Source organism: Photobacterium sp. BZF1 (assembly GCF_014349205.1).
Classification (GTDB): Bacteria; Pseudomonadota; Gammaproteobacteria; order Enterobacterales; family Vibrionaceae; genus Photobacterium.
In genome coordinates this window covers 55,839-80,272 of sequence record NZ_JACSOF010000003.1, presented here as the reverse complement: position 1 = coordinate 80,272, position 24,434 = coordinate 55,839, and the positions used below count along the sequence as shown (strand labels likewise).

The 24,434-nt window shown below is 52.8% G+C and carries 20 protein-coding genes; 12 read left to right on the top strand and 8 right to left on the bottom strand.

Annotation, left to right across the window (positions count from 1 at the left end; translation table 11 throughout):
• Nucleotides 1–23 precede the first annotated feature (23 nt).
• Both BIZ37_RS01410 and BIZ37_RS01405 read right to left on the bottom strand, forming a co-directional pair.
• Nucleotides 24–1,811 carry an aminopeptidase P family protein gene (locus BIZ37_RS01410; RefSeq protein WP_187459994.1) on the bottom strand — a complete coding sequence of 596 codons (1,788 nt, stop codon included), beginning with the start codon at nucleotides 1,809–1,811 and terminating at the stop codon, nucleotides 24–26.
• 155 nt (nucleotides 1,812–1,966) lie between these two features.
• Entirely contained in the window at nucleotides 1,967–2,914 is a 948-nt protein-coding gene (locus BIZ37_RS01405) for a LysR family transcriptional regulator (RefSeq protein WP_187459993.1), read from the bottom strand.
• A gap of 122 nt (nucleotides 2,915–3,036) precedes the next feature.
• Here BIZ37_RS01405 and BIZ37_RS01400 point away from each other — a divergent pair, with 122 nt between their 5' ends.
• Nucleotides 3,037–4,233 (top strand): multidrug effflux MFS transporter, encoded by a 1,197-nt coding sequence (locus tag BIZ37_RS01400; protein WP_187459992.1) that lies wholly within the window; start codon nucleotides 3,037–3,039, stop codon nucleotides 4,231–4,233.
• A 108-nt stretch (nucleotides 4,234–4,341) separates the two neighbouring features.
• On the opposite strand, the gene BIZ37_RS01395 is transcribed toward BIZ37_RS01400, so the two are convergent.
• Complete coding sequence (locus BIZ37_RS01395) at nucleotides 4,342–5,241, bottom strand: DMT family transporter (RefSeq protein WP_187459991.1); 900 nt, start codon at nucleotides 5,239–5,241, stop codon at nucleotides 4,342–4,344.
• Between the two features lie 242 nt (nucleotides 5,242–5,483).
• Here BIZ37_RS01395 and rmuC point away from each other — a divergent pair, with 242 nt between their 5' ends.
• The 7 genes from rmuC (at nucleotide 5,484) to tatC (ending at nucleotide 11,573) form a co-directional block, all read left to right on the top strand.
• Nucleotides 5,484–7,031 (top strand): DNA recombination protein RmuC, encoded by a 1,548-nt coding sequence (gene rmuC / locus BIZ37_RS01390; protein WP_370577284.1) that lies wholly within the window; start codon nucleotides 5,484–5,486, stop codon nucleotides 7,029–7,031.
• Between the two features lie 98 nt (nucleotides 7,032–7,129).
• Nucleotides 7,130–7,885, top strand: a complete 756-nt coding sequence (ubiE, locus tag BIZ37_RS01385; protein ID WP_187459990.1) for a bifunctional demethylmenaquinone methyltransferase/2-methoxy-6-polyprenyl-1,4-benzoquinol methylase UbiE — start codon at nucleotides 7,130–7,132, stop codon at nucleotides 7,883–7,885.
• Nucleotides 7,886–7,892: 7 nt separating this feature from the next.
• A complete protein-coding gene (locus BIZ37_RS01380; protein WP_107301554.1) occupies nucleotides 7,893–8,504 on the top strand; it encodes an SCP2 domain-containing protein in 612 nt (203 codons plus the stop codon).
• Nucleotides 8,504–10,138, top strand: a complete 1,635-nt coding sequence (gene ubiB, locus BIZ37_RS01375) for a ubiquinone biosynthesis regulatory protein kinase UbiB (protein ID WP_187460007.1) — start codon at nucleotides 8,504–8,506, stop codon at nucleotides 10,136–10,138. Before BIZ37_RS01380 ends, ubiB begins: the two co-directional genes overlap by 1 nt.
• A 68-nt stretch (nucleotides 10,139–10,206) precedes the next feature.
• Nucleotides 10,207–10,464 (top strand): Sec-independent protein translocase subunit TatA, encoded by a 258-nt coding sequence (tatA, locus tag BIZ37_RS01370; RefSeq protein WP_107301569.1) that lies wholly within the window; start codon nucleotides 10,207–10,209, stop codon nucleotides 10,462–10,464.
• A 3-nt stretch (nucleotides 10,465–10,467) separates the two neighbouring features.
• Entirely contained in the window at nucleotides 10,468–10,809 is a 342-nt protein-coding gene (gene tatB, locus BIZ37_RS01365; RefSeq protein ID WP_107301568.1) for a Sec-independent protein translocase protein TatB, read from the top strand.
• A gap of 11 nt (nucleotides 10,810–10,820) precedes the next feature.
• Nucleotides 10,821–11,573 (top strand): Sec-independent protein translocase subunit TatC, encoded by a 753-nt coding sequence (tatC, locus tag BIZ37_RS01360; protein ID WP_107301567.1) that lies wholly within the window; start codon nucleotides 10,821–10,823, stop codon nucleotides 11,571–11,573.
• Between the two features lie 249 nt (nucleotides 11,574–11,822).
• Here the strand turns inward: tatC and BIZ37_RS01355 are convergent, their stop codons facing one another.
• On the bottom strand, nucleotides 11,823–13,187 hold the full coding sequence (locus BIZ37_RS01355; RefSeq protein ID WP_187459989.1) for a YjiH family protein: 1,365 nt from the start codon (nucleotides 13,185–13,187) through the stop codon (nucleotides 11,823–11,825).
• Between the two features lie 592 nt (nucleotides 13,188–13,779).
• On the opposite strand from BIZ37_RS01355, the gene BIZ37_RS01350 reads away from it, so the two are divergent.
• Nucleotides 13,780–14,709 (top strand): hypothetical protein, encoded by a 930-nt coding sequence (locus tag BIZ37_RS01350; protein ID WP_187459988.1) that lies wholly within the window; start codon nucleotides 13,780–13,782, stop codon nucleotides 14,707–14,709.
• A gap of 103 nt (nucleotides 14,710–14,812) precedes the next feature.
• Here the strand turns inward: BIZ37_RS01350 and gorA are convergent, their stop codons facing one another.
• Both gorA and BIZ37_RS01340 read right to left on the bottom strand, forming a co-directional pair.
• The gene (gene gorA / locus BIZ37_RS01345) at nucleotides 14,813–16,168 is read right to left on the bottom strand and encodes a glutathione-disulfide reductase (RefSeq protein ID WP_107298886.1); all 1,356 of its coding nucleotides are present in this window, start codon (nucleotides 16,166–16,168) and stop codon (nucleotides 14,813–14,815) included.
• A gap of 204 nt (nucleotides 16,169–16,372) precedes the next feature.
• Nucleotides 16,373–17,212, bottom strand: a complete 840-nt coding sequence (locus BIZ37_RS01340; RefSeq protein ID WP_187460006.1) for a 23S rRNA (adenine(2030)-N(6))-methyltransferase RlmJ — start codon at nucleotides 17,210–17,212, stop codon at nucleotides 16,373–16,375.
• Nucleotides 17,213–17,423: 211 nt separating this feature from the next.
• On the opposite strand from BIZ37_RS01340, the gene prlC reads away from it, so the two are divergent.
• Entirely contained in the window at nucleotides 17,424–19,466 is a 2,043-nt protein-coding gene (prlC, locus tag BIZ37_RS01335) for an oligopeptidase A (protein WP_187459987.1), read from the top strand.
• A gap of 64 nt (nucleotides 19,467–19,530) precedes the next feature.
• On the opposite strand, the gene gppA is transcribed toward prlC, so the two are convergent.
• Nucleotides 19,531–21,021: a guanosine-5'-triphosphate,3'-diphosphate diphosphatase gene (gene gppA, locus BIZ37_RS01330; RefSeq protein ID WP_187459986.1), complete on the bottom strand. Its 1,491-nt coding sequence runs from the start codon at nucleotides 21,019–21,021 to the stop codon at nucleotides 19,531–19,533.
• A 16-nt stretch (nucleotides 21,022–21,037) separates the two neighbouring features.
• Entirely contained in the window at nucleotides 21,038–22,342 is a 1,305-nt protein-coding gene (gene rhlB, locus BIZ37_RS01325; RefSeq protein WP_187459985.1) for an ATP-dependent RNA helicase RhlB, read from the bottom strand.
• A gap of 113 nt (nucleotides 22,343–22,455) precedes the next feature.
• Here rhlB and trxA point away from each other — a divergent pair, with 113 nt between their 5' ends.
• The gene (trxA, locus tag BIZ37_RS01320) at nucleotides 22,456–22,782 is read left to right on the top strand and encodes a thioredoxin TrxA (protein ID WP_107298891.1); all 327 of its coding nucleotides are present in this window, start codon (nucleotides 22,456–22,458) and stop codon (nucleotides 22,780–22,782) included.
• Between the two features lie 196 nt (nucleotides 22,783–22,978).
• A complete protein-coding gene (rho, locus tag BIZ37_RS01315) occupies nucleotides 22,979–24,244 on the top strand; it encodes a transcription termination factor Rho (RefSeq protein ID WP_107298892.1) in 1,266 nt (421 codons plus the stop codon).
• The last annotated feature ends 190 nt before the right edge of the window (nucleotides 24,245–24,434 follow it).

Here is a 24,434-nt window from a genome sequence, read left to right as displayed (position 1 = left end):
GTTTTCTTTATGTTGTCTCGCTATTAACGAGTCAGTGGCGCTGTTGCCTGCTCAAGCCATGCCAGATCATCACCTTGCAGTGACGGACTCAGTACCTCGAATACGTTCTGGTGGTAGTTGTTGAGCCAGCTTAACTCGGCATCTGTCATCAGGGACAAATCAACCAAGCGACGGTCGATAGGCGCGCGGGTCAGAGACTCGAAGCCCATCACAGTCATGTCGCCAGCGGTTTCCACTTCGACAACCAGCTCTAGGTTTTCGATACGGATCCCGAACGCATCTGCACGGTAGTAACCCGGCTCGTTCGACAACACCATCCCCGGCAACAAGGCTGTTGGGTTGTGTACTTTGGCGATGCGTTGCGGACCTTCGTGAACGCTCAGGAAGTGGCCGACGCCATGGCCGGTACCGTGGTCGTAATCGAAACCGTATGCCCATAGGTGCTGGCGGGCAAGGGCATCAAGTTGTGAGCCTGTGGTGCCTTTCGGGAAGCGGGCAGAAGCCAGGCCGATATGGCCTTTAAGTACCAAAGTGAAGGTTTTCTTCACGTCATCGCCCGGCTCACCGATGGCAATAGTTCGGGTGATATCGGTAGTACCGTCTGGGTACTGGCCGCCTGAATCAACCAGGTAGACGTTGTCCATTTCCAGCACGCTTGGCTCGGGCTGGTTGTTGTGGTTGTAGTGGCACATCGCCGCATTGCCGGCAGCCGCTGAAATAGTATCGAAGCTGACATCGGTGCAGCTGCTGTCTTCGCTGCGGAACTGCCACAGCTTATCTGACAGGGTACCTTCGTCGAGCAGGTTACCTTGGGCAACTTGGCTATCGACCCATGCAAGGAACTTGCTGACAGCTACGCCATCGCGGATGTGGCAAGCTTTCATGCCGGCAATTTCCGTTGGGTTCTTGGCCGCTTTCGGTAGCAGGCAAGGGTCGGCAGCATCGAGCAGCGTGGCACCTGCATCACGCAGGGTTTGGCTCGCCCACGCATTGCTGGTGGCAGGGTCAACCAATACGGTTTTGCCTGAAAGCTGCTTGAGGCCTGCTTCCAGTGCTTCCGGTGCATTGACGCGGACACCCTCACCGACATGGTCAGCGAAGCCCTCAGGCAGGCGGCTTGGGTCAATGTAGAAGTCAACGCTCTGATCGGCGTGAAGCAATGCGGTAGAAAGTAGCACAGGTAGGCTAGGTACATCGCTGCCACGGATATTGAGCAGCCAGGCTATGCTGTCTAGTTGGGTGAGAAGTACCGCATCGGCTTTTTGCTTGGTGAGCTCGGCGGCAATCAACGTACGTTTGTCGCTGCTGCTCTGGCCGACGAAGTCTAGACCCATCAACTTGGCCTGGGACAAGGTCGCTTCAGGGCGATCTGACCAAAATAGCTCGATTGGATTTTCGCCAATGCTGACTAATTCCAATTCACCTGCAACTTGTGTTTGGGTGCGGGTTAGCCATGCCGCGCTATGCAGTCGCGGATCAATCGCCACTTTGCTGTTGGGTGCTAGGTTGTCCAGTGCCCACTGTACCGGTGGCTCTTCAATCAGGTGGCGGTATTCGTAAACGTCGCTCGGAACCTGCTTGCGCACCTGGACCACGTAGCGGCCGTCGACAAACATCGCAGCTTTGTCGCGGGCGATCACTGCCATACCGGCCGAACCGGTAAAGCCGGTCGCCCAGTGCAGGCGCTCGTTGTGGGCAGGGATGTATTCGCCTAGGTATTCATCTTCGTGTGGGATCAAAAGGGCGTCGAGCTGGTTTGTTTCCAGCCATTGGCGGATCTGCGCGACGCGTTGCGAGATAACTGCTTGCATGTGCTTACTTTTCCTTTCACTGAGTCACCGTCCTTGTGACGGCTATAAGGGCAGCCTGAATAACAAATACCCCTTTTAGCCACTCGGTGGCAGCAGGAAATATTGGCTGTTCAGGCTGATCTTCCTAAATTAGCGCTTTTGCGTAATAGCTGCAATTAGCTAACAGACAAATCTCGGCAGCGTGAGGTGATAATTTGTCGTAACCAGCTATGCCCTGGGTCTTTTTCTTGATGTTGATGCCAGAAAAGGGTGTAGGCCATAGGAGGAAGTGCTGATGGCAAGGGCAATACCGCCAAATCCAACTGGGCGCTGATGTATGAGGCAAAGTGGCTCGGGGCGGTAAAAACCAGATCGGTATGGGTACATAGGCTGGCTGCGCTGTTGAAGTCCGGGACATACATAGCGATATCCCGTTGCAACCCCCGCTCGGCCAGTTTGTAGTCGAGCAACCAGCGGTCGTCATTGCCACAGCGAACTTGGATATGGCGCTGTTGGAGGTAGTTGTCCTCATCCCAATGCTGGGACAGGATTGGGTGGCCTTTGCGTACCAGGCAGCACTGGGTATCGCGGCATAGTTCGGTAAATACGATCCCCTTTGGCGGCATCAGCGTCATCATCGCGTCTTTAGGGTTGAGATCCTTGCCGGTGATGCCAAAGTCAATTTCACCGTTGATCAGTTTGTCGAAGGTATTCGGTTCCCACGCCTGGGTGTCGAGGATGATATTCGGGCCCTCGGCAAAGATATCCCCGAGGAACTGCGGCAGGAACAGCGGATAGGCGCTTTCGACCAAAGCCATTCGGAAATGCCGGTCACTGGTGTGGGGCACGAAACTGGCAGGAGCCGTTAGGTGCTCGATATCCCTCAGTAATTGCTCGAGCATTGGCATCAAGGCCATGGCTCGTGGGGTGGGTTTCATGCCATGGGCGGTACGGACAAACAAAGGGTCATCGAATTGTTCGCGCAGGCGGTTGAGGCTTTTGCTGACGGCTGACTGGCTCAGGCAAAGCCGTTTGGCTGCAAGTGTGACGCTGCCTTCCTCAAGCAAAACATGGAGGCAGACCAACAGGTTGAGATCCAACCTGGCGAGTTTTTCAAATGACACGGAACCGTTCTCCCCGAAAAAGTCGTGATATTCCTAAATGGAAAATCGGTGTTGAATATATACCATTTCTTTTCATATCTCGAACGCCGTAAACTGCCGCCATTGCTCAACAGGATAATACTATGCAACCGAAACACTCTGCGGATAAACGGCTGGTGGCCTTGATGGTGACCCTGGTGCTGTTCAGCCCGCTAGCCATTGATATTTACCTGCCAGCGCTGCCGGCGATGGCGGATACCTTTGCGGTCGATTTGACCCGGGTCCAAGATACCGTGACCTGGTTTATGTTCAGCCTTGGCCTCGGCCAGTTGCTGGCAGGCCCGTTGGCTGACCGTTTCGGCCGCCGTCCGATTGCCCTTGGTGGTATCGCGATTTACGGTGCGAGCGCCGCACTGGCCTACGTTGCCCAAACCTTGGACATGTTGTTGGTTGCTCGCTTGCTGCAGGGCTTCGGTGCCTGTGCAACTTCGGTAGCCGCTTTTGCTGCGGTACGCGATAGCTTCGGCCCCGAGAAAAGCGGCCGGATGATCAGCTACCTCAATGGTGCGATCTGCTTTATTCCGGCATTGGCACCCTTGCTTGGTACCTGGTTGACCCATCAGTTTGGCTGGCGTGCCAACTTCAGCTTCATGGCGGGTTTTGCCCTTGTCGCCGGTTTGTTTATTATGCTGCTGTTCCGTGAAACCCGCCCGGCAGATACTGATACCTCCGGCTCTGCGATCAGCTTGTCACGTTACTGGTCAGTCCTGAGGGAGCCAACTTTCTTGTACCATGCCAGCCTATGCATGCTGGCAATGGCAGTAATTTTGGCTTATGTAACCTCTGCCCCGGCGTGGCTGATGGTAGAACTTGGCCAGAGCATGAACCAATTCACCCTTTGGTTTGGCATTAACGCAGCCTTGAATATCTTGGCTTGTATGGTTGCGCCGAAGTATATCGACCGTTTCGGTTCGCGAAAGACGCTCAATACCGGCCTGGTGATCTTGATTGTGGCAGGTATGTTGATGCTGCTGGTGGGCCATATTGCTGAAGCATGGGCATTTATGCTGCCGATCTTCATGTCTTCGTTTGGCTTTGCCTTTGTGCTTGGCTCTGCGGCAGGCAAGGCGCTGGCACCATTTGGTGACCGTGCCGGCACGGCAGCTGCACTTTTGGGTTTGTTCCAGATGAGTGGTGCCGGTGCCATGGTCAGCCTGACCCAGCGCTTGGGCTTGAGCTCGCCGGATTTGATGGTCTTGCAGATGTGGTTGCTGATCCCGGGCTTGTTCCTGTTATGGACTAAGATGGGCCGCCGTTGGCACGAACCCGTAACAGCCTAATACTCTCGATAATAAAAAGACGCCGTCCCTTTTAAGGCGCAGGGTCTCGACAACCCTTACTCACTAGTTTGCCTGCCACCCTGTGGCAGGCTTTTTTTATTCCCAAAGCTAGGTAGCTGTTTCCGCCTGCTGTTTTTTCCCTTTCCACTGCTGGATAAGCAAGCCGCAGACAATCAATACCAAGCCAGCTAGTGTTGAGGCGTGGATCTCCTCGCCGATAATTGTCGCCAGCAGCATCAGTGAAATAAATGGCGAGATGAAGATCAGGTTACTTATCCGGGCAGTGTTGCGGGTCAGTTTGAGTGCATTGATCCACAGCACGAAGGTCACGCCCATCTCGAACAGACCGACATAGCTCACCGCAGCCCAGCCTTGCCAAGGGATCGCTGTCCAGCCACCGGTATATAGGCTCAAGCCGATGGAGAATGGCAGTGAAACCAAAAAGCCCAGCAAAACACCCAATACCGCATCGGCCTGGTTCTTGGTGTTGAGGATCCAGTACATCGCCCACAGCAGGGTCGACAGCAATGCCAGCGCAACGCCGGTTGGGTTGTCGAACTGCAAGGCCATTACATCCCCTTTGGTGGCAATCACGACCACGCCGAGGTAGCCCAGTGCACATGCTGCCCAGTCTTGTTTGCGGATTTTCTGGCCGAGGAATACCGCTGCCATCAGCGTTAGGGTGATCGCCCAGCTATAGTTGAGCGGCTGGGCTTGGGAAGCCGGCAGCAACTCGTACGCTTTGAACAACACCAGGTAGTAGGCAAATGGGTTGATCAGACCCAACAGCAGGTAGTACAGCGGCCTTGCCATGAAGGTACGGCCCAGCAGGTGCAGCTTGCCCTGATAAAACGCGATGCCGGCAAGGGCGAGGGCGGATACCACACTGGCGGCAACCAGCATCTGGATCGGGGTGAAGAAATCGAGAGTAATTTTAAATGCGGTGGCAACGGTCGACCACAGCAGGACGGCTGCCAGGCCATACCCGAGCGCGTAACGTTCGTTCATTGTTCATCCATAATCAATTGCTGCACCGGCTTGGCAGCAGGGAGTATAAGGTTAGGGCGTCAGTGTATTCGATTGCACGGGAGCCGACCAGAAAATTGCTGTAGGGAATGTGAGCTGGGTTGTTGGGCGAGTAGTGAGGTGGCTTTCTGCATTATCTAAACTGGACATTTATCCAGTATCCTCTTAGCCTTATTGGCAAAAGCAGATCAATTGCTGGTTAATCAAAGGGTCAGGAATAAAGCATGATGAATGAGTGGTTGTCGGGATACGGCTTGGCGATGGTGACGGGGCTATCCGGCGCTGTGGCAGCAGGGGGGATCGCGGCATGGCTGGTGAAAAACCGCTGGCAACAGCAAATGGAGCTTTTGCGCCAGAAAGCAGAAGCCGAATTGAAACTGGCCCAGAGTAAAATGCAGCATTACCAGAGCCAGATTGACGAGCGCAACCAGGAACTCGACGAGATGGACATCGAGCGTGACAGGCTGACTGCCGAGTTGCGTCAGATGCATGGTCGATTGGCGGCAGCGCTGGAAAAAATGCGCCATTTCGAAGCGCTCAGGAACGAGAAGCAGTACCTGACCGAACAACTGGAAAACAGTCGGATGGCCAATGCCGGCCTCGAAGCGGACTTGCGTGAGCAGGAAGCCCGCCATTTCGAGGAGCAAAAAGCGGCGGATGATAAAATTGCCCTGCTGGAAAATGCCGAAGAAAGGCTGCGGGTGCAGTTCGAGAGCCTGGCCAATAAGATGTTCGAACACAAGGCCCGAACGGTTGACCAGCAGAACAGGATCAGCATGGAAGGCTTGCTTGGGCCGCTGCGCGAGCAGCTCGAGGGTTTCCGCAAGCAGGTTAACGACAATTTTAGCCAGGAGGCCCGCGAGCGTCATACCTTGGTCCATGAGATCAACAACCTCAAGCAACTCAACGAACAAATGGCACAAGAGGCCGTTAACCTGACCCAAGCACTCAAGGGAGACAATAAGGCTCAAGGTAACTGGGGTGAAGTAGTATTGGCCCGGGTACTGAGCGAGTCCGGCCTGCGTGAGGGGCATGAGTACCAAACCCAGATCAGCCTCGAAAACGAAGACGGTAAGCGCTACCAGCCCGATGTTGTGGTGCACTTGCCGCAGAATAAGGATGTGGTTATCGATGCCAAGATGTCGTTGGTCGCTTATGAGCGTTTCTTCAATGCCGACAATGTCGCCGAGCAGGAACTGGCACTGGGTGAGCATGTCGCCTCGGTGCGCAGCCATATCCGCGGCTTGAGCCGCAAGGACTACCATCAGCTGCATGGGGTAGAAAGCCTCGATTATGTTCTGATGTTTATTCCCGTCGAGCCGGCATTCCAAGCGGCTATCGAAGCCGACCCAAGCCTGATCCGCGATGCGATGGATCAGAACATCATGTTGGTAAGTCCGACCACCTTGCTGGTGGCATTGCGTACAATCAACAACCTATGGCGTAATGAGCGCCAGAATCAGAATGCCAAGCAGATCGCCGAGCGGGCCAGCAAGCTCTATGACAAACTTCGCTTGTTTGTCACTGATATGGAAGCGATGGGGGCCTCTTTGGAAAAGGCCAACCAGAGCTACCAAGGTGCTATGAACAAGCTAGTCACGGGGCGCGGCAATGTGATCCGCCAGGCTGAAGGCTTTCGCCAGTTGGGCGTCGAGGTCAAGCGTGATATCAGTCCGTTGCTGACCGAGCGGGCGATGTTGGGGGCACCGGATGAAGATGTTCTACCTGACGACGCTTTGGCCGCGATTGGCGAGGATGGTCCGGCAGCATAATAATGCGGTGTGGACATAGATGCAGGTTGTGCTTTGAGCAAACCTCAACCATCAAGTACACTAGGGCGAAATAAAACGTTAACCATGACGGAAGTAGCATGACGGACACCACACTAGAGACGACCCATTTTGGCTACCGGACTGTAGCCAAGGAAGACAAGGCGGAAATGGTTGCTGAGGTATTTCACTCGGTAGCAGCCAAGTACGACATTATGAATGACCTGATGTCGATGGGAGTCCACCGGGTGTGGAAGCGCTTTACCATTGATTGCAGTGGTGTTCGCCGTGGTCATAAGGTCCTAGACTTAGGTGGTGGTACGGGTGATCTGACCGCTAAGTTCTCGCGCATTGTCGGTGATGACGGCCAGGTGATCTTGGCAGATATCAACAATTCGATGCTAAAGGTAGGCCGCAGTAAACTGCGTGACAACGGCATTGTCGGCAATGTCGGTTATGTTCAGGCTAACGCCGAGGAACTGCCTTTCCCTGATGATTACTTTGACTGTATTACCATCAGCTTCTGTTTGCGTAACGTAACAGACAAAGACAAGGCACTACGCTCGATGTATCGCGTACTTAAGCCGGGTGGCCGCTTGTTGGTATTGGAATTCTCAAAGCCGATCGTCGAGCCGTTGTCGAAAATCTATGACGCTTATTCGTTCCACCTATTGCCTAAAATGGGCGAAGTGATTGCCAACGATGCTGAAAGCTACCGTTACTTGGCTGAATCCATCCGTATGCATCCTGATCAGGACACGCTGGAAGGGATGATGCAGGGTGCCGGTTTTGAGCAGACGAATTACTACAACCTGACCGGTGGCATTGTTGCCCTGCACCGTGGATACAAATTCTGAGGAACCCATGCCTGTTGATGCGTTTGTTACCGGGGCGATCGAGACCTCACTCAATGCTCTGCTGAAAGACGATGAAGACAGCCAGCGTCGCCTTGCCCGTTTGAAGGGTAAGGTGATCGGCGTGACCATCAATGAATTCGGCAAGCAGCTGTATTTTGTTTTCAGCCAACAGATCGATGTGCTGGGGGCCTATGAAGGCGAGGTAGACTGCCAGTTAGCTCTTAACCTTTCCGTGTTACCAGAGCTTCGCCAGCAAGCCAATCTGACCCAACTGATTAAGGCCGACAAGCTGTCGCTGGACGGTGATATCCAGTTGGCACAGCAGTTCTCTGCCTTGCTGAGCGGGCTGAAACCCGACTTCGAAGAAAAACTTTCGCAATATACCGGTGATATCGTTGCCCATACCTTGGTCAGTGGTGCCAAGCAGGGCGCGCGCTTTATCCAGCAGGGGGTAGCCAAACGCCAGCGTGATTTGGCTGAGGTGATCACTGAAGAGTGGCGCCTGGCCCCGCAGGCGCTGGAAATCGCCTATTTTGCCGATCAGGTCGATGATCTGAAAATGGACGTGTCGCGCTGTGAAGCACGCCTCAACCGCCTCATGGAGCAAACTCCACGATGATGGTGTTGTCAGAAGTTAAGCGCCTATACCAAATTACCGCTGTCCAACTACGTTACGGGCTGGATGAGCTGCTGCCGGAAGACCCTCGGCTCAAATTGCCAAAGGCAATGCGCAAATCCCTGTTCTGGCTGCGTAACGAGCACCCGGAAAAACCATTGGGCGAGCGCCTGCGTTTGGCGCTGCAGGAGCTTGGTCCTGTGTGGATCAAGTTCGGCCAGATGATGTCGACCCGCCGGGACTTGTTCCCGCCGCATATCGCCGACCAATTGGCGTTGTTGCAAGATCAGGTCGCGCCGTTCGATGGCCGCCTTGCTAAGCAGCAGATGGAAAAAGCCTTGGGTGGCCCGCTTGAGACGTGGTTCGATGATTTTGATGAGGTGCCATTGGCATCGGCGTCAATTGCCCAAGTGCATACCGCAACCTTGAAGGAAACTGGCAAGGAAGTGGTGCTCAAGGTGATCCGCCCGGATATCCTGCCGGTGATCAAGGCCGATATTACCCTGATGTACCGTATGGCAGGCCTGCTAGCCAGAGTCTTGCCGGATGCGCGCCGCTTACGCCCGGTCGAAGTGGTCCGCGAGTACGAGAAAACCTTGCTCGACGAACTGAACCTGATGCGAGAGGCCGCCAATGGTATCCAGCTGAGGCGTAATTTCGAAGACAGCCACATGCTGTATGTGCCTGAGGTTTACACTGATCTTAGCCGGGAAAACCTGCTGGTCATGGAACGTATCTATGGTATTCAGGTGTCGGATATCGATGCGCTGGTGGCTAACGGCACCGACATGAAACTGCTGTCGGAAAATGCCGTGACGATCTTTTTTACCCAGGTATTCCGTGACAGCTTCTTCCATGCTGATATGCACCCGGGCAATATCTTTGTGGCACGGGAGAACCCGGAAAACCCGCAGTGGATTGCCCTCGACTGCGGCATTGTCGGCAGCTTGAACCGTGAGGACAAACGCTACCTGGCCGAAAACCTGCTAGCGTTTTTCAACCGGGATTACCGCAAGGTTGCAGAGTTGCATGTCGATTCTGGCTGGGTGCCGGAAGATACCAATATCGACGAGTTTGAGTTCGCGATCCGTACTGTGTGCGAGCCGATTTTCGAAAAGCCACTGGCCGAGATCTCGTTTGGCCATGTGTTGCTTAACCTGTTCAATACCGCGCGCCGCTTCAATATGGAAGTGCAGCCACAGTTGGTATTGTTGCAGAAAACCTTATTATACGTAGAAGGATTGGGACGCCAGTTATACCCGCAACTCGATTTGTGGGATACCGCCAAACCTTTCCTAGAAGACTGGATGTCTCGTCAGGTCGGTCCGCAGGCCGTGATTGACGGGGTGAAAACCCGGGCGCCATTCTGGGCTGAGAAATTACCGGAGCTACCGGAATTACTTTACGATAGTTTGCGCCAAGGCAATGCGCTGAACCAACGTATCGATAAACTCTACGACAACTTCATGGAGAGTCGACGTTACCAGGGCCTGGCAAGGTTCTACTTTGGCATTGGTGCAACTCTGGTTGTATGTTCTGCCATACTTTTTAGTAATCACATTGAAAACTATTCGGCTATCAGTGCTGCAATGGGGGTCACGTTTTGGTTACTTGGGTGGCGTGCTTGCCGTAAATAGACGGTAAAGTATGCAGCCAACACATATACGATTCGTTATTAACCACAATTAGCTGAGGTAAAACAAGCATGGGTGGTATCAGTATCTGGCAATTGCTAATCATTGCACTAATCATTGTTCTGCTGTTCGGAACCAAGAAGTTGCGTACATTGGGCGGTGACTTGGGCTCTGCCGTGAAAGGTTTCAAAAAGGCTATCAGTGATGATGAGCCTTCTGCTGCTAAGAAAGACGCAGCAGCTGATGCGGACTTCGATCAGAAGAAACTAGCTGATGAACAGCAGGGTGATCAGGCTCAGAAGAGCCAGAAAGACAAAGAGCAGGTTTAACACGTGTTTGATATCGGGTTCTGGGAACTAATACTGATCTCCGTGGTGGGATTGGTTGTACTGGGGCCGGAACGCCTACCTGTCGCGATACGTAGCGTATCGCGCTGGATTGGGGCTGCACGTAATATGGCGAACTCGGTCAAGGATGAACTGAACCAGGAACTCAAGATCCAGGAACTTCAGGAAAACTTGAAAAAAGCCGAGCAAATGGGGATGAAAGATCTCTCGCCAGAGCTGAGGGACACTGTTGAGGAGCTGAAGAAAGCAGCATCCGATGTGCAGCGTCCTTATGGCGACAAAAAAGACGAGCAGTCCTCGGCGACGACCTCTCAAAAGCAGGATTAATATAAGTCACTATGTCTACTGTTGAAGACACGCAACCGTTATTCAGCCACTTGCTTGAGCTGCGTAACCGGCTGTTGCGTTCCATCCTGAGTGTCATTGTGGTTTTTCTTGGCCTGGTGTGGTTTGCCAACGACATTTATGCCTTCATCTCAGCGCCTTTGGTAGAACGTCTACCAGAAGGCGCGAGTATGATCGCTACAGATGTGGCATCGCCATTCTTTACGCCAATTAAGCTCACCTTGGTGACCTCGGTGTTTATTGCTGTGCCGATGATCTTGTATCAGGTTTGGGCCTTTGTGGCACCGGGGCTGTACAAGCATGAGCGCAAGCTGATTATGCCGCTGCTGTTTTCCAGCTCGCTGCTGTTCTATGCGGGTGTGGCTTTTGCTTACTTTGTGGTATTTCCACTGGTATTTAGCTTCTTTACCAAAACAGCACCGGAAGGGATCACGGTAGCGACGGATATAGCCAGTTACCTGGACTTTGTCCTCGCACTGTTCTTGGCATTCGGTATTGCGTTTGAAATCCCGGTGGCCATTATCCTGCTGTGCTGGACAGGGGCCACGGATCCAGAAAGCCTGCGAACAAAAAGGCCGTATATCATCGTCGGTGCCTTCGTGGTAGGTATGATGCTGACGCCGCCAGACATGATCTCGCAGACCCTACTGGCGATTCCGATGTGCCTGTTGTTTGAGGTTGGCTTGTTCTTCTCACGCTTCTATGTCCGTGAGCAAGAAGAAGACGATGCTGCTGAAGAACAGTAAGGCATTCAAAACCCTGTGTTACAGGCAAGAAAAACCGGCTGAGGCCGGTTTTTTTATGTCTGGAGCTTGGGAAACTGGTCTAAGAGGCTAGAGGCTAGAGGCTAGAGGCTAGAGGCTAGAGGCTAGAGGCTAGGTTGATATGACCCCCGTAAAGTCCAGCCAATGCGCTGTTCTTTTGCGACGGGATTTGGGATACAAAAAAGCCAGCGACGGTGCGCTGGCTTTGGTTGTATTTGGTAGCGTTTGCTATCAGAAGAATATGTGCGCCATCATTGCGATGACTGGCAGGGTCACCAGGGTACGCAGGATGAAGATCATGAACAGCTCCCACGGCTTGACCGGGATTTTGCTGCCGATCAGCAGGGCACCGATTTCCGACATGTAGATCAGCTGGGTCACTGACATTGCAGCAATCACAAAGCGGGTTAGGTCGCTCTCGATACCCGATGCCAGAATAGACGGCAGGAACATATCCGCAAAGCCGACCACGATGGTCTCAGAAGCTGCTGCTGCCTCAGGGATGCGCAGCAACTCGAGGAACGGGATAAACGGCTGGCCAAGTAGGCTAAATACCGGTGTGTTCTCGGCAATCACCAGGGCAATGGTACCAATCGCCATCACGACAGGCAGTACGCCGAAAATCATATCAATCGCGTTCTTCACCCCTTCGACGACCATGCTACGCAGGCTTTTCACCTGTGAGGCTTTCTCCAGCGCTTGCTCAAGGCCAAAGCCAATTACGGTCTTGCCTTCCGGTAGGGCTTCGATATCGCCCTCAAGCGGTTGACCATCGATGTAGCGGTCTTTCTTCCACGAAAGTGGTGGTAGGCGAGGGACAATCACCGCTGCCGCCAAGCCTGCAAGGCACACTGTTAGGTAGAACGGGGCAAACATATGCTCAAGGTTTACCTGGGCAATGACGACTAGGCTAAACGTAATAGATACCGCGGTGAAAGTGGTACCAATAACCGCAGCTTCACGCTCGGTGTAGATTTTGCTCTCGTACTGTTTGCTGGTCATCAGTACGCCGACACTGCCGTCACCTAACCAAGAGGCGATACAGTTTACTGCCGAACGGCCCGGCAGGTTGAACAGCGGGCGCATTACGCGGGTGAACAGGGCACCAACAAACTCCAGCAGGCCGAAGTTAAGCAATAATGGCAGTAGCAAACCGGCAAAAAGGAAGACAGAAAAGAGTACCGGCAATAGATCATTCAGAACCAAGCCGCCGGTATCACCATGGTGGATCATCTCAGGGCCGATGCCAAAATAGGTCATCACGACAAAAATCGCGCCCAACTGTTGGACAACGAACCAAGGCAGTGACGGGTTTAATAGGCCGCTCAGAAAGCCACTCTCTAGCACGGCTTTAGGCTTTAATAGCTTGGTGGCGATCGAAGCAACACCGGTTAGGGCGATAACGAAAGTCACCATGGCTGGCAGCATGCCATCGAATAGAGCCTGAACCGATTTGGCCAGAATAGCGATTGGGATTGTCAGTGAATCCTGATAACTGATAGGTGCCATGAAAAGGAAGACACCGAGGAGCGACGGTAGGAGGAACATGAGCCATGGGCTCTTTTTACCGTTTTGGGAAATAACCTGATCCTGCATATTTGGCCTTTAACTGATTGATAAGCTAAGAGTAAATAAATGCTTCATTCTCTGTGGAATAAATATTCACTGATCTTCCATAATCAGGTCGGGCAAGATTACAGTTTTTCCTCATGAATTGGAATGATTTCGGTGAATAATCGGCTAATTATTCATTTTTTACCGCATTAATGAAGGTTCTTTCACATCCTTTGGATTGGCCCTGAGAAAAAATATGCGCAGTAGGCTGCATGGCTTATAGCGGAGAGTGGTGGCTCAGGCCGTGCATGGTATGTTGGTCCAATCGCTCAGTATCAGGCGAAAGGGGATCTTGTGAAGGTAACTGCTGAGGAAATAAGACTGGCAGGGAAGTACGGCAGGGTAGGCAAAGATATTTATTTATATCATTGAGGCTTTAAGTTTCTTTAATTTTGTGGCTAATTCAGAAGCTTTGAGAAAATTTACAACTATCAAAGTGTTGATTCCCCAACAAGTTTCAGGAATTGCGTGAGCAAGCTCAAAATTTAGCTGTCAGCGTTCATTCAGAAACGAATTATAAGCTCCAAAAGCTCATTTACGCAGGGTAAAAACCGAGCAATTTTTGGAGTTACAAATGAAAACATTAAAACTATTACCAGCAGCAGTGATCCTTGGCTTATCCGGTCTTGCCCAGGCCGGCTATGTAGAACTCGGTGCGGAGTATGAAGACTTCAACTCATCCCACAACCACAATGATTTTGTGATGCCGTACCTGGCGACTGGCTTTACGCCTGTTGCTGATTTGCCATTGCACTTTGCATTCAAATTCAGTGACAAACAGGCGACCCGTACTTCAACGGATGCGACGAGTGGCCGAGAATTCAGCAATGACCGTTCGCGTCAGGAATACATTGTTTGGTATGACTACGACGTTACAGACAAGTTCACTTTCTCTCCGCGTTTGAATATCCGTCATAACGAATACAGCCAAACCAATACCCATGATACCGAGTGGCGTATCCACCCGAATATGACTTATGCCTATAGCGATATGGTTACCCTTGCGCTGGATGGTTTTGTGGCACCGGTGACGGCCAAGTCAGTATCGCGTGGCAACGATACTGGCAACCTCAACAACTATACCGACTACCTGCACGAGTTGGACTTCCAGGTGCGTACCCAGCTCAATGAATCACAGGCATTCCGGGCATCGATCTACAGCGAATACAAGAAGACCAGCAACACTACATTGGCCAGTGAAGCCGATACCATGGAAGAGTGGCAGCTACGCTTGATTTACAGCCACCAGTTTGACCGTTTCTCGATTTCGCCATTTGCCCGTTTGAATCTAAAGCGTGATTTCAAAAATGCAGTGGGTGAAAAGAAAGATCAGGCTCGTAACCGATACGGCGTATTCGGGGACTACCTGCTGACCAGCAACATGAATGTGGTGTACGAGGCCTACTACCAGTCCGAAGAGCAGAAGAACTACCAGAATGAATCACTGGAGATTGGTGATCAGGACAAGATGTTCTACAAACTTGGTTTGCGCTACAACTTCTAAGCATCTGCCAGTCACTAAGAGCTGAAATAAAAAAGGGGGCTGATAGCCCCCTTTCCTTTGTCGCAGCGAATTAGCCAAGTGGCTTATCGCAGACTCTTGCAAACTATCTCATGGTAACGAATTCTTCTGAACCCGTAGGGTGGATAGCTACAACTGAGTCGAAGTCTGCTTTGGTTGCGCCCATCTTCATTGCTACGCCGAAACCTTGGATCATCTCGTCCACGGTGTAGCCGATACCGTGTAGGCCAACGACTTTCTCGTCTGGACCAGCACAAACCAGTTTCATCTTACATGGCTGGCGGTGTGAAGTGACGGCTGTGTACATCGCGGTAAAGCCAGATTGGTAGACCTTAACGTTCTCTTCGCCGTACTGGGCAATTGCTTCAGGCTCAGTCACGCCGATAGTGCCGATTGGTGGGTGGCTGAACACCACGGTCGGTACCAGTTTGTAATCCATCTTGGCGTCTGGCTTGTTGTTGAACAGGCGCTCGGATAGCTGGCGGCCAGCTTTGACGGCTACAGGTGTTAGCTCGATACCGCCTTCCATGATGTCACCGACACAGTAGATGCCGTCAACATTGGTTTGCTGGTACTCGTCAACCTTGATGTAGCCACGGTCGTTGGTTTCAACGCCCGTTGCTGCAAGGTTGATCTTGTCGGTGGTTGGCTTACGGCCAATCGCCCAGATCAGTACGTCAGTGTTGTGTGATTCACCGTTTTCGAAGTGCAGTGTGATAGTACCGTCAGCTTCCTTGACCACTTCTTTTGGTACGCTGTGGGTGTGCAGCGTCGGACCTTCTTTGTCCATCACCTCAACTAGAGTGTCGATGATCATTGGGTCGAAGCTGCGAAGTGGTGACTCTTTACGGACAAACAGGTGGGTGTCGGTGCCTAGTGCGCTTAGTACGCCTGCAATCTCAACCGCAATGTAGCCTGCACCAACAACGGCGGTGCGTTTTGGCTGTTCGTTCAGTTCGAAGAAACCGTTAGAGTCGATACCGTGCTCGGCACCCGGTACGTTCGGGATGGTTGGCTCGCCGCCAACAGCGATCAGGATGTGGTCAGCAGTGTAGTGCTCGCCATTAACTTCGATAGTTTTTGCATCAACGAACTTGGCGAAGCCGTTGATCACTTCAATTTTGTTGTTGCCAAGGACATTGTCGTAGGCGGTGTGGATACGGCTGATGTAGGCTTCGCGGCTCTCAACCAGTTTGCCCCAGTCAAGGCCTTTGACATCGACATCAAAACCGTAGTCTTTGGCGTACAGGTGCATTGCTTCTGCAATTTGGGCACCGTGCCACATTACCTTTTTCGGTACACAACCCACGTTGACACAGGTACCGCCCAGCGCTTTGGCTTCAACCAATGCGACTTTGGCGCCGTACATTGCTGCACGGTTGGCTGATGCAATACCGCCGCTACCACCACCGATACAGATGTAATCAAAATGCTTTGCCATGACTTTACTCCAATTCATTATCTTATTTTATGGCTGAGCCTAGTGTAATCAAGAAAAGCGGCAGTTACGAGAGGGGGTGGTCGATAAACGCACAGCATTTATTGCGTGATATCAAAGGAAAGGGAAATTGGCTAGGCCATAGCAAAAAGGTGGCTGACGCCACCTTTTGTTATTTATTAATGAGTTAGCGCTGGATTGCTGTGCTTACTCCGGTACCACCCATTCCACTTTGTAGTGGCCGTGGTTGGGGGCGATGGCGTCTTTTAGCCAAGGCAGGATTGCCTGCATTTGGCCTTCTAGCTTCCACGGCGGGTTGATCACTATCATGCCCGAGGCGGTCATGCCGCGCTCTTCAGTATCAGGTTCGACCCCAAGTTCGATTTGTAAAATCTTGCGGATACCCAGATCTTCTAACCCTTTGAGCATTTTGTCGATGTTCTCGCGGTAAACCACCGGATACCAAATGGCGTAAGTGCCGGTTGCCCAGCGCTTGTGGCTTTCCTTGATCGCTTTTACCACATCCATGTACTCGTGCTTGAGCTCGTAAGGTGGGTCGATCAGTACTACGCCACGGCGCTCTTTCGGAGGCAGGCTGCCCTTGAGGCGGGCGAAGGCGTCCTCTTTGTAAATCCTAACCTGGCGATCGCCGCGGAATTCCTGCAGCAATAGTGGGAAGTCGCTCGGATGCAGTTCGGTCAGTACCATGCGGTCCTGATCGCGGATTTGGGCACGGGCAACTTTCGGTGAGCCAGGGTAGTAGCGCAGCTCCTCGCCGTCATTTAGCACCTTGATAGCGTCGATGTAGCTGGCGATCTCTGCCGGGATATCGTCACGCTGCCAGATCCGGGCAATGCCTTGCTTGAACTCGCCAGTTTTTTCACTGCGCTCATCCTGAAGGTCGTAACGGCCGACACCGGAATGGGTATCGTGGTAAACGAAGGGTTTTTCCTTTTGTTTCAGGGCATCCAGGATCAGGCTCTGGACAATGTGTTTGACCACATCGGCATGGTTGCCGGCGTGGAAACTATGGCGGTAGCTCAGCATGGCTGGGATCTCGACAGAATAGGAATAAATAAGGGCAAGTATTATCGCCAATTGGCTGCGAATAGCCAGTAGGCGTGATGACTTTCCCGCTTCGGCACTGAGATCTAGTTTACTATTAGACTGTACAATGACGATTTAGCGTAATGAAAGGATTGAAATTAGCCTCCCAAAGACGCATTTATTAATGGATAACCAATTTAAGGAATTGCGCATGACCAACCCACTACTTTCGATGACGGGCCTGCCTCCGTTCTCGCTTATCCAACCTGAGCATGTCAAACCTGCTGTCGAGCAGGCAATTGATGACTGCCGGGCTGCCGTGGAGCAAGTGCTGGCGTCTGATACACCGCCAAGCTGGGAATCAATTTGTGTTCCGTTGGCTGAGACTGACGATCGCCTTAGCCGCATCTGGTCGCCGGTAGGCCACCTCAATGCCGTGAAAAACAGCAACGAGTTGCGTGAAGCTTACGAGAGTTGCCTGCCGATGCTATCGGACTATGGCACCTGGGTGGGTCAGCACAAAGGCCTTTACGAAGCATTCAAAGCGATCAAAGCCGATGATAGCTTTGCCGGGTTGAGCCAAGCCCAGCAAAAGTCGATCACTGATGCGCTGAAAGATTTTGAGCTGTCGGGTATTGGCTTGCCAGCCAAAGAGCAGCACCGCTATGGTGAGATCAGCAAGCGCTTGTCTGAGCTGTCTTCTTCATTTAGCAATAATGTGCTTGATGCTACTATGGGCTGGAGCAAGTTGGTCACCGATGAATCTGAGCTTGGCGGTTTGCCTGAGTCTGCCCTACAGGCTGCAAAGGCCACAGCCGAGGCCAAGGAGCAGGAAGGCTACCTGTTCACCCTGGATATCCCGTCTTACCTGCCGGTGATGACTTACTGTGAAAACCGCGAATTGCGCCAGGAGATGTATGAAGCGTTTGTGACCCGCGCCTCTGACCGCGGGCCGAATGCCGGTACGTGGGACAACAGCGAAATCATTGCCGAGAAGCTTAAGCTAACCCACGAAATTGCCCGCCTGTTGGGCTTTAATACCTACAGTGAAAAATCGCTGGCGACCAAGATGGCAGAGTCGACCGATCAGGTCTTGGGCTTCTTGAACGATCTGGCTAGCCGCGCCAAGCCGCAGGGCGAGCGTGAAGTTGCCGAGTTGCGTGAATATGCCCGTGCCGAGTTTGGTGCTGAAGCGCTGGAGCCATGGGATTTCGCCTTCTATGCCGAGAAGCTCAAGCAGCACCGCTACAGCATTTCTGACGAGCAGTTGCGTCCTTATTTCCCTGAGCAGAAAGTTGTTGCTGGCCTGTTCGAGGTACTAAAGCGCGTCTTCGGTATGGACGTCAAAGAGCGCACAGGCGTTGATACCTGGCACGAGTCGGTGAAGTTTTACGATATCTTCGATGCCCAAGGCGAACTGCGTGGCAGTTTCTACCTCGACCTGTATGCCCGCGAACACAAACGAGGCGGGGCATGGATGGATGAGTGTATGGTCCGCCGTACCCGCCAGGACGGTACTCTGCAGGCGCCGGTCGCTTACCTGACCTGTAACTTCAACAAACCTGTGGGTGGCAAGCCAGCACTGTTTACCCATGACGAGGTGGTCACCCTGTTCCATGAAACCGGCCACGGTATCCATCATATGCTGACCCAGATTGAAGTTCCGGCGGTCTCGGGTATCAACGGTGTGCCTTGGGATGCGGTTGAGCTACCAAGCCAGTTCCTGGAAAACTGGTGCTGGGAAGAAGAGGCATTGGCTTTCATTTCTGGCCATTACGAGACCGGCGAACCATTGCCAAAAGAAATGCTGGATAAGATGCTGGCCGCCAAGAACTTCCAGTCGGCGATGGGGATCCTGCGCCAGTTGGAGTTCGGCCTATTCGACTTTACCCTGTACACCGAATACGACCCTGAAGTGGGTGCCAAGGTGCTAGATACGCTGGCGGATATCAAATCCCGCGTGTCAGTGGTACCGAGCCCTGAGTTTGGCCGTTTCCCACATAGCTTCAGCCATATCTTTGCGGGTGGTTATAGCGCGGGTTACTACAGCTACCTGTGGGCCGAGGTCCTGTCGTCGGATGCGTACTCGCGTTTCGAGGAAGAGGGGATCTTCAACACCCAGACCGGTGCCGATTTCCTAGACTGTATCCTCGAGCGCGGCGGTAGCGAGGAGCCGATGGACTTGTTCAAGCGCTTCCGTGGCCGTGAGCCGCAGATCGATGCATTGCTGCGCCATAGCGGTATCACCGGCTAATTGTGGTCTTTGACTGGCAATAAAAAAGCACCCCGAGGGGTGCTTTTTTTATACGTGGTGCCGGTTACTCGCTGGCGATGATGCTCAGTGGCCAGCCCATGTCGCTTTGGCGGGTGGCTTCCTGCTGCAGTTCGGCATTGGTCAAAGGGTTGGCCGCCAGCCAACTGGCAGGCAGTGATAGGCTCAGGGCGTTGTCTTCGGCCTGCAGGGTGAATGGCGGCTGGTGGCTGCTGTCCCGGCGGTGGCAGAGGATCACGGCCAGGCGTAACAAGCGTAGCAGTCGGGTCGCACTTTGCGCCGACAGGGCATGTTGCTCCGGCAGGCTGGTCAGGTTCTCGCGGTAGCGGCGTAGCAACTCACCGATCAGGTGCTTCTGGGCACGGGTGAAGCCGGGTAGATCGCTATGGTGGATCAGGTAGGCTGAATGTTCGCCACTCTTCTTGAACTCGATCATGGTGCCGATTTCATGCAGGGCAGTACTGGCATCAAGCAGGTAGTGTGCTTGTGGCTCTGGCTTCCATTCTGACAGGCAGCTGGCCAGCAGGGCACGGGCAGTGTCACCGACATTGCCGGCATGGATGCTGTCGAGCTGGAAGCGGGTCTGTAGGCTCTGCAAAGTACGCTCACGGACATCGTTGTGGCGCATCTGGCTCATCATCTCGTACACCATGCCTTCGCGCAGGGCGCCACCGGCAAGGGTCATAGACTCGATACCCAGTGATTCGAAAATCGCGATCAGGATAGACAGGCCGCTCGGGAACACCAGGGCACGCTCTAGGGTCAACCCTTCAATATCGAGATCCTCAAGGCGCTCGTACTGCATGGCCTGGCGCTGCATCCGCTTGAGCTTTTGCAGGGTAATGATTTCATCCATCCCCTGCGCCAGCATGATTTCCTGCAGGGCCTGAACCGTGCCACTGGCACCGACACAGGTCTGCCAGCCCAATGTCTGGTATTGCTCGACAATGGGGGCAATGGCTGCCTTGGCAGCGGCGATCGCGGCATCGAAGTTGGCTTCGGTGAGGTAGCGGTCTTTGAAATAGCGCTCAAGCCAGGTAACACAGCCGATTTTGAGGCTGGTCAGGGCACTGGCATCAAACCCCTCACCAATGATGACCTCGGTGCTAGCCCCGCCGATATCGACAACCAAGCGCTTGCCACAACCGCCTGAGGTATGGGCAACGCCTTGGTAGATGATCCGGGCTTCTTCTTCGCCAGGAATGATATCGACCGGGTAGCCGAGAATGCTCTCGGCTTTGGAAAGAAAGGCCTCGGCATTGACGGCGGTACGCAGTGCTGCGGTACCGACAATGCGGATATTGCTTGCCGGAATATCCTGCAGGCGTTCGGCAAATAGGCTGAGGCAGTCCCACCCCCGTTGCATTGCCTCAATACTCAGCTCGTTTTCGCTGTTGAGGCCGGCAGCCAGGCGGACTTTACGCTTGATCTTGGCCAGGGTCTGGACGGTGCCTGCGACCTCCCTGACAATCCACATGTGGAAACTGTTGGAGCCAAGGTCAATGGCGGCGTACAAGGGTGATACTGTTCTTTCCATAGGCATATCTTTCTTTTTACTGCTGTTTGTTCTGCTGCGGACGGCGACGGTTACGCTGGCGCGACTGTCCCTGGCGCTGTGAACCACCACTGCGGCGGTTGCCACCTTGGCGTGGTGAACGTGGTACGCTGATTGGCGGCGGCAGATCATCTAGCAGCGCTTCCGGATCGTATTTCGACAGCGGAATAGCGTGCTCGATGTAAGTTTCGATAGCCGGCAGGTTGATAGCGTACTCTTCACAGGCAAAGCTGATCGAATGGCCGCTGGCACCAGCACGACCGGTACGGCCGATACGGTGGACGTAGTCTTCGGCATCGTCAGGTAGGTCGTAGTTGAATACGTGGGTTACCTGAGGGATGTGCAGGCCACGGGCTGCAACATCGGTTGCCACCAGGATATCAACTTCACCTTGGGTGAATTGCTCCAGAATGCGGACACGCTTCTTCTGCGGTACATCACCGGTTAGCAAACCAACGCGGTGTTTGTCTGCGGCCAGGTGGGCCCAGATATCTTCACAGCGGTGCTTGGTATTGGCAAAGATGATAGCGCGGTCAGGCCATTCTTCTTCGATCAGGCTCTGCAGCAGGCGCATCTTGTCTTGGTTCGATGGGTAGAACAGCTCTTCCTGGATACGGTGGCCAGTCTTCTGCTCAGGCTCGACGACAACGCTTTCAGGCGAGTTCATGTGCTCGAACGCCAGTTCTTTCACGCGGTAAGACAGGGTTGCCGAGAACAGCATGTTCAGGCGGTCCTGCGGTGCCGGCATACGGCGGAACAAGAAACGGATATCCTTGATAAAGCCAAGGTCGAACATACGGTCGGCTTCGTCGAGTACCACAGCCTGGATAGAGCGTAGGTCAATCACGCGCTGCTTGTAGAAATCAATAATACGGCCACAGGTACCGATCAGGATATCTACGCCAGCTTCAAGCTTCTTCTGCTGTTTCTCGTAGGCTTCGCCACCGTAGGCTAGGCCCGCGGTTAGGCCGGTGCTTTCGATCAACGGCTTGGCATCGTTGTAAATCTGGATCGCTAGCTCACGAGTTGGTGCCATAATAATGGCACGAGGATGGTTTTGCTTACGCTCCTCTTTTGCCGGGGTTAGCAGCAAGTGGTTGAAAGTCGCGGTCAGGAAAGCCAGGGTTTTCCCTGTGCCTGTTTGAGCCTGACCAGCAATGTCACGGCCGGAGAGCACTACCGGCAATGCCAGCGCCTGGATCGGCGTACAATTATGGAAACCTTTGGCTTCCAATCCTTGTAAAACCCGAGGTTCTAAACCCAGGTCGGCAAATTTTTGCTCTGTGATGTGAGTCGTCTTCATTCGTATAGAATATCAGCTTAGGGTTGCAATACGAAACGGATTCCATTCAAATAGGGCATCGATTTGCTGGTTAAAATCAAATCAGCTAACAAAATCAACCATTGGAGTGGAAGATGAGCGACAAGATTGTGCAGCTGACAGACGCAAGTTTCGAAAGCGATGTAATTACTGCTGCAGGCCCGGTACTAGTCGATTTTTGGGCTGAATGGTGTGGTCCTTGCAAAATGATTGCCCCAATTCTTGATGAAATCGCGGACGAGTACGAAGGCAAGCTGACTATCGGTAAATTGAATATCGACCAGAACGCAGCGACACCACCAAAATTCGGTATCCGTGGTATCCCAACACTGTTGCTGTTCAAAGACGGCGGCGTAGCGGCAACCAAAGTTGGTGCCCTGTCAAAGAGCCAGCTTAAAGAGTTCCTAGACGCGAACCTATAAGCAACTCTGCTTCGAACCGTGCACAATTTCTCGTTGTGCATGGTTTGACTTGCGTCTATGCTAGACGGATGAGATCTTTAGTGCTAACTTATTGCACGTAAATTGTAATTCTGTTCATTCCTTGACCAGCCCCATTGGTCAGCTTTATCTCAATTAACATAGAACCCCAATTTTGACTGACAAGAAACCCACCACTATGAATCTAACTGAACTGAAGAACCAACCTATTTCTAAGTTGGTTGCGCTTGGCGAAAGCTTAGGACTGGAAAACCTGGCGCGTTTGAGAAAACAAGACATCATCTTTGCAATTCTCAAACAGCATGCGAAAAGTGGTGAGGACATTTTTGGCGATGGTGTTCTAGAAATCCTTCAAGATGGCTTCGGCTTCCTCCGCTCTGCAGACAGTTCTTACCTCGCCGGTCCAGATGATATCTACGTTTCTCCTAGCCAAATCCGCCGTTTCAACCTTCGCACTGGTGACACAATTGCCGGCAAGATCCGCCCACCGAAAGACGGTGAGCGCTACTTTGCCCTGCTGAAGGTTAACGAGGTTAACTACGACAAGCCAGATAACGCGCGTAACAAGATCCTGTTTGAAAACTTGACGCCGCTACATGCCAACGAGCGTATGCGCATGGAGCGTGGTAACGGTTCGACTGAAGACATCACGGCCCGTGTACTGGATTTGGCTTCGCCAATCGGTAAAGGCCAACGTGGTTTGATTGTTGCTCCGCCGAAAGCGGGTAAAACCATGTTGCTCCAGAACATTGCCCAGAGCATTGCTTACAACCACCCTGAGTGTGAGTTGATGGTATTGCTGATCGACGAACGTCCGGAAGAAGTGACCGAGATGCAGCGCCTGGTTAAGGGTGAAGTTGTTGCATCGACTTTCGATGAGCCAGCATCGCGCCACGTACAGGTTGCTGAGATGGTGATCGAGAAGGCCAAGCGCCTAGTTGAGCACAAGAAAGATGTTGTGATCCTGCTTGACTCTATCACTCGTCTGGCTCGTGCCTACAACACCGTGATCCCGTCATCAGGCAAGGTCCTGACCGGTGGTGTGGATGCCAACGCCCTGCACCGTCCGAAGCGTTTCTTCGGTGCGGCACGTAACGTAGAAGAGGGCGGCAGCCTGACTATCATCGCAACGGCACTGGTTGATACCGGTTCTAAGATGGATGAAGTTATCTACGAAGAATTCAAGGGTACAGGTAACATGGAACTGCACCTATCCCGTAAGATCGCTGAAAAGCGTGTCTTCCCGGCGATTGACTTCAACCGCTCTGGTACCCGTCGTGAAGAGCTACTGGCGAAATCTGACGAGCTGCAGAAGATGTGGATCCTGCGTAAGATTGTTCACCCAATGGGTGAGACCGATAGCATGGAGTTCCTGATCGACAAGCTATCGATGACCAAGACCAACGACGAGTTCTTTGACGCGATGCGTCGCCAGAAGTCGTAGTCTGTAGCAGTTATTGCTGCTTGACTCACAGTTTTGAAAAACGCCGCAACTTGTGGCGTTTTTTATTTTTGATACACTGGCATTCTTAATTGATCGTTGTTCAATTGCGGCTTTGCTGGTAATTGACCCCGATAGATCGATATACTGTGTTTGTTATCAACATGTGATTTTGGATTGGGATGATCCTGAT

What these genes read in the sequence shown, in the direction of transcription:
- BIZ37_RS01350 (WP_187459988.1), top strand. Translation starts at nt 13,780, where the DNA reads ATGAAAACATTAAAACTATTACCAGCAGCAGTGATCCTTGGCTTATCC.
- BIZ37_RS01395 (WP_187459991.1), bottom strand. Translation starts at nt 5,241, where the DNA reads ATGAACGAACGTTACGCGCTCGGGTATGGCCTGGCAGCCGTCCTGCTG.
- gppA (WP_187459986.1), bottom strand. Translation starts at nt 21,021, where the DNA reads ATGGAAAGAACAGTATCACCCTTGTACGCCGCCATTGACCTTGGCTCC.
- tatC (WP_107301567.1), top strand. Translation starts at nt 10,821, where the DNA reads ATGTCTACTGTTGAAGACACGCAACCGTTATTCAGCCACTTGCTTGAG.
- rhlB (WP_187459985.1), bottom strand. Translation starts at nt 22,342, where the DNA reads ATGAAGACGACTCACATCACAGAGCAAAAATTTGCCGACCTGGGTTTA.
- prlC (WP_187459987.1), top strand. Translation starts at nt 17,424, where the DNA reads ATGACCAACCCACTACTTTCGATGACGGGCCTGCCTCCGTTCTCGCTT.
- trxA (WP_107298891.1), top strand. Translation starts at nt 22,456, where the DNA reads ATGAGCGACAAGATTGTGCAGCTGACAGACGCAAGTTTCGAAAGCGAT.
- ubiB (WP_187460007.1), top strand. Translation starts at nt 8,504, where the DNA reads ATGGTGTTGTCAGAAGTTAAGCGCCTATACCAAATTACCGCTGTCCAA.
- BIZ37_RS01355 (WP_187459989.1), bottom strand. Translation starts at nt 13,187, where the DNA reads ATGCAGGATCAGGTTATTTCCCAAAACGGTAAAAAGAGCCCATGGCTC.
- tatA (WP_107301569.1), top strand. Translation starts at nt 10,207, where the DNA reads ATGGGTGGTATCAGTATCTGGCAATTGCTAATCATTGCACTAATCATT.
- rmuC (WP_370577284.1), top strand. Translation starts at nt 5,484, where the DNA reads ATGATGAATGAGTGGTTGTCGGGATACGGCTTGGCGATGGTGACGGGG.
- gorA (WP_107298886.1), bottom strand. Translation starts at nt 16,168, where the DNA reads ATGGCAAAGCATTTTGATTACATCTGTATCGGTGGTGGTAGCGGCGGT.
- BIZ37_RS01340 (WP_187460006.1), bottom strand. Translation starts at nt 17,212, where the DNA reads ATGCTGAGCTACCGCCATAGTTTCCACGCCGGCAACCATGCCGATGTG.
- BIZ37_RS01410 (WP_187459994.1), bottom strand. Translation starts at nt 1,811, where the DNA reads ATGCAAGCAGTTATCTCGCAACGCGTCGCGCAGATCCGCCAATGGCTG.
- BIZ37_RS01380 (WP_107301554.1), top strand. Translation starts at nt 7,893, where the DNA reads ATGCCTGTTGATGCGTTTGTTACCGGGGCGATCGAGACCTCACTCAAT.
- rho (WP_107298892.1), top strand. Translation starts at nt 22,979, where the DNA reads ATGAATCTAACTGAACTGAAGAACCAACCTATTTCTAAGTTGGTTGCG.
- BIZ37_RS01400 (WP_187459992.1), top strand. Translation starts at nt 3,037, where the DNA reads ATGCAACCGAAACACTCTGCGGATAAACGGCTGGTGGCCTTGATGGTG.
- ubiE (WP_187459990.1), top strand. Translation starts at nt 7,130, where the DNA reads ATGACGGACACCACACTAGAGACGACCCATTTTGGCTACCGGACTGTA.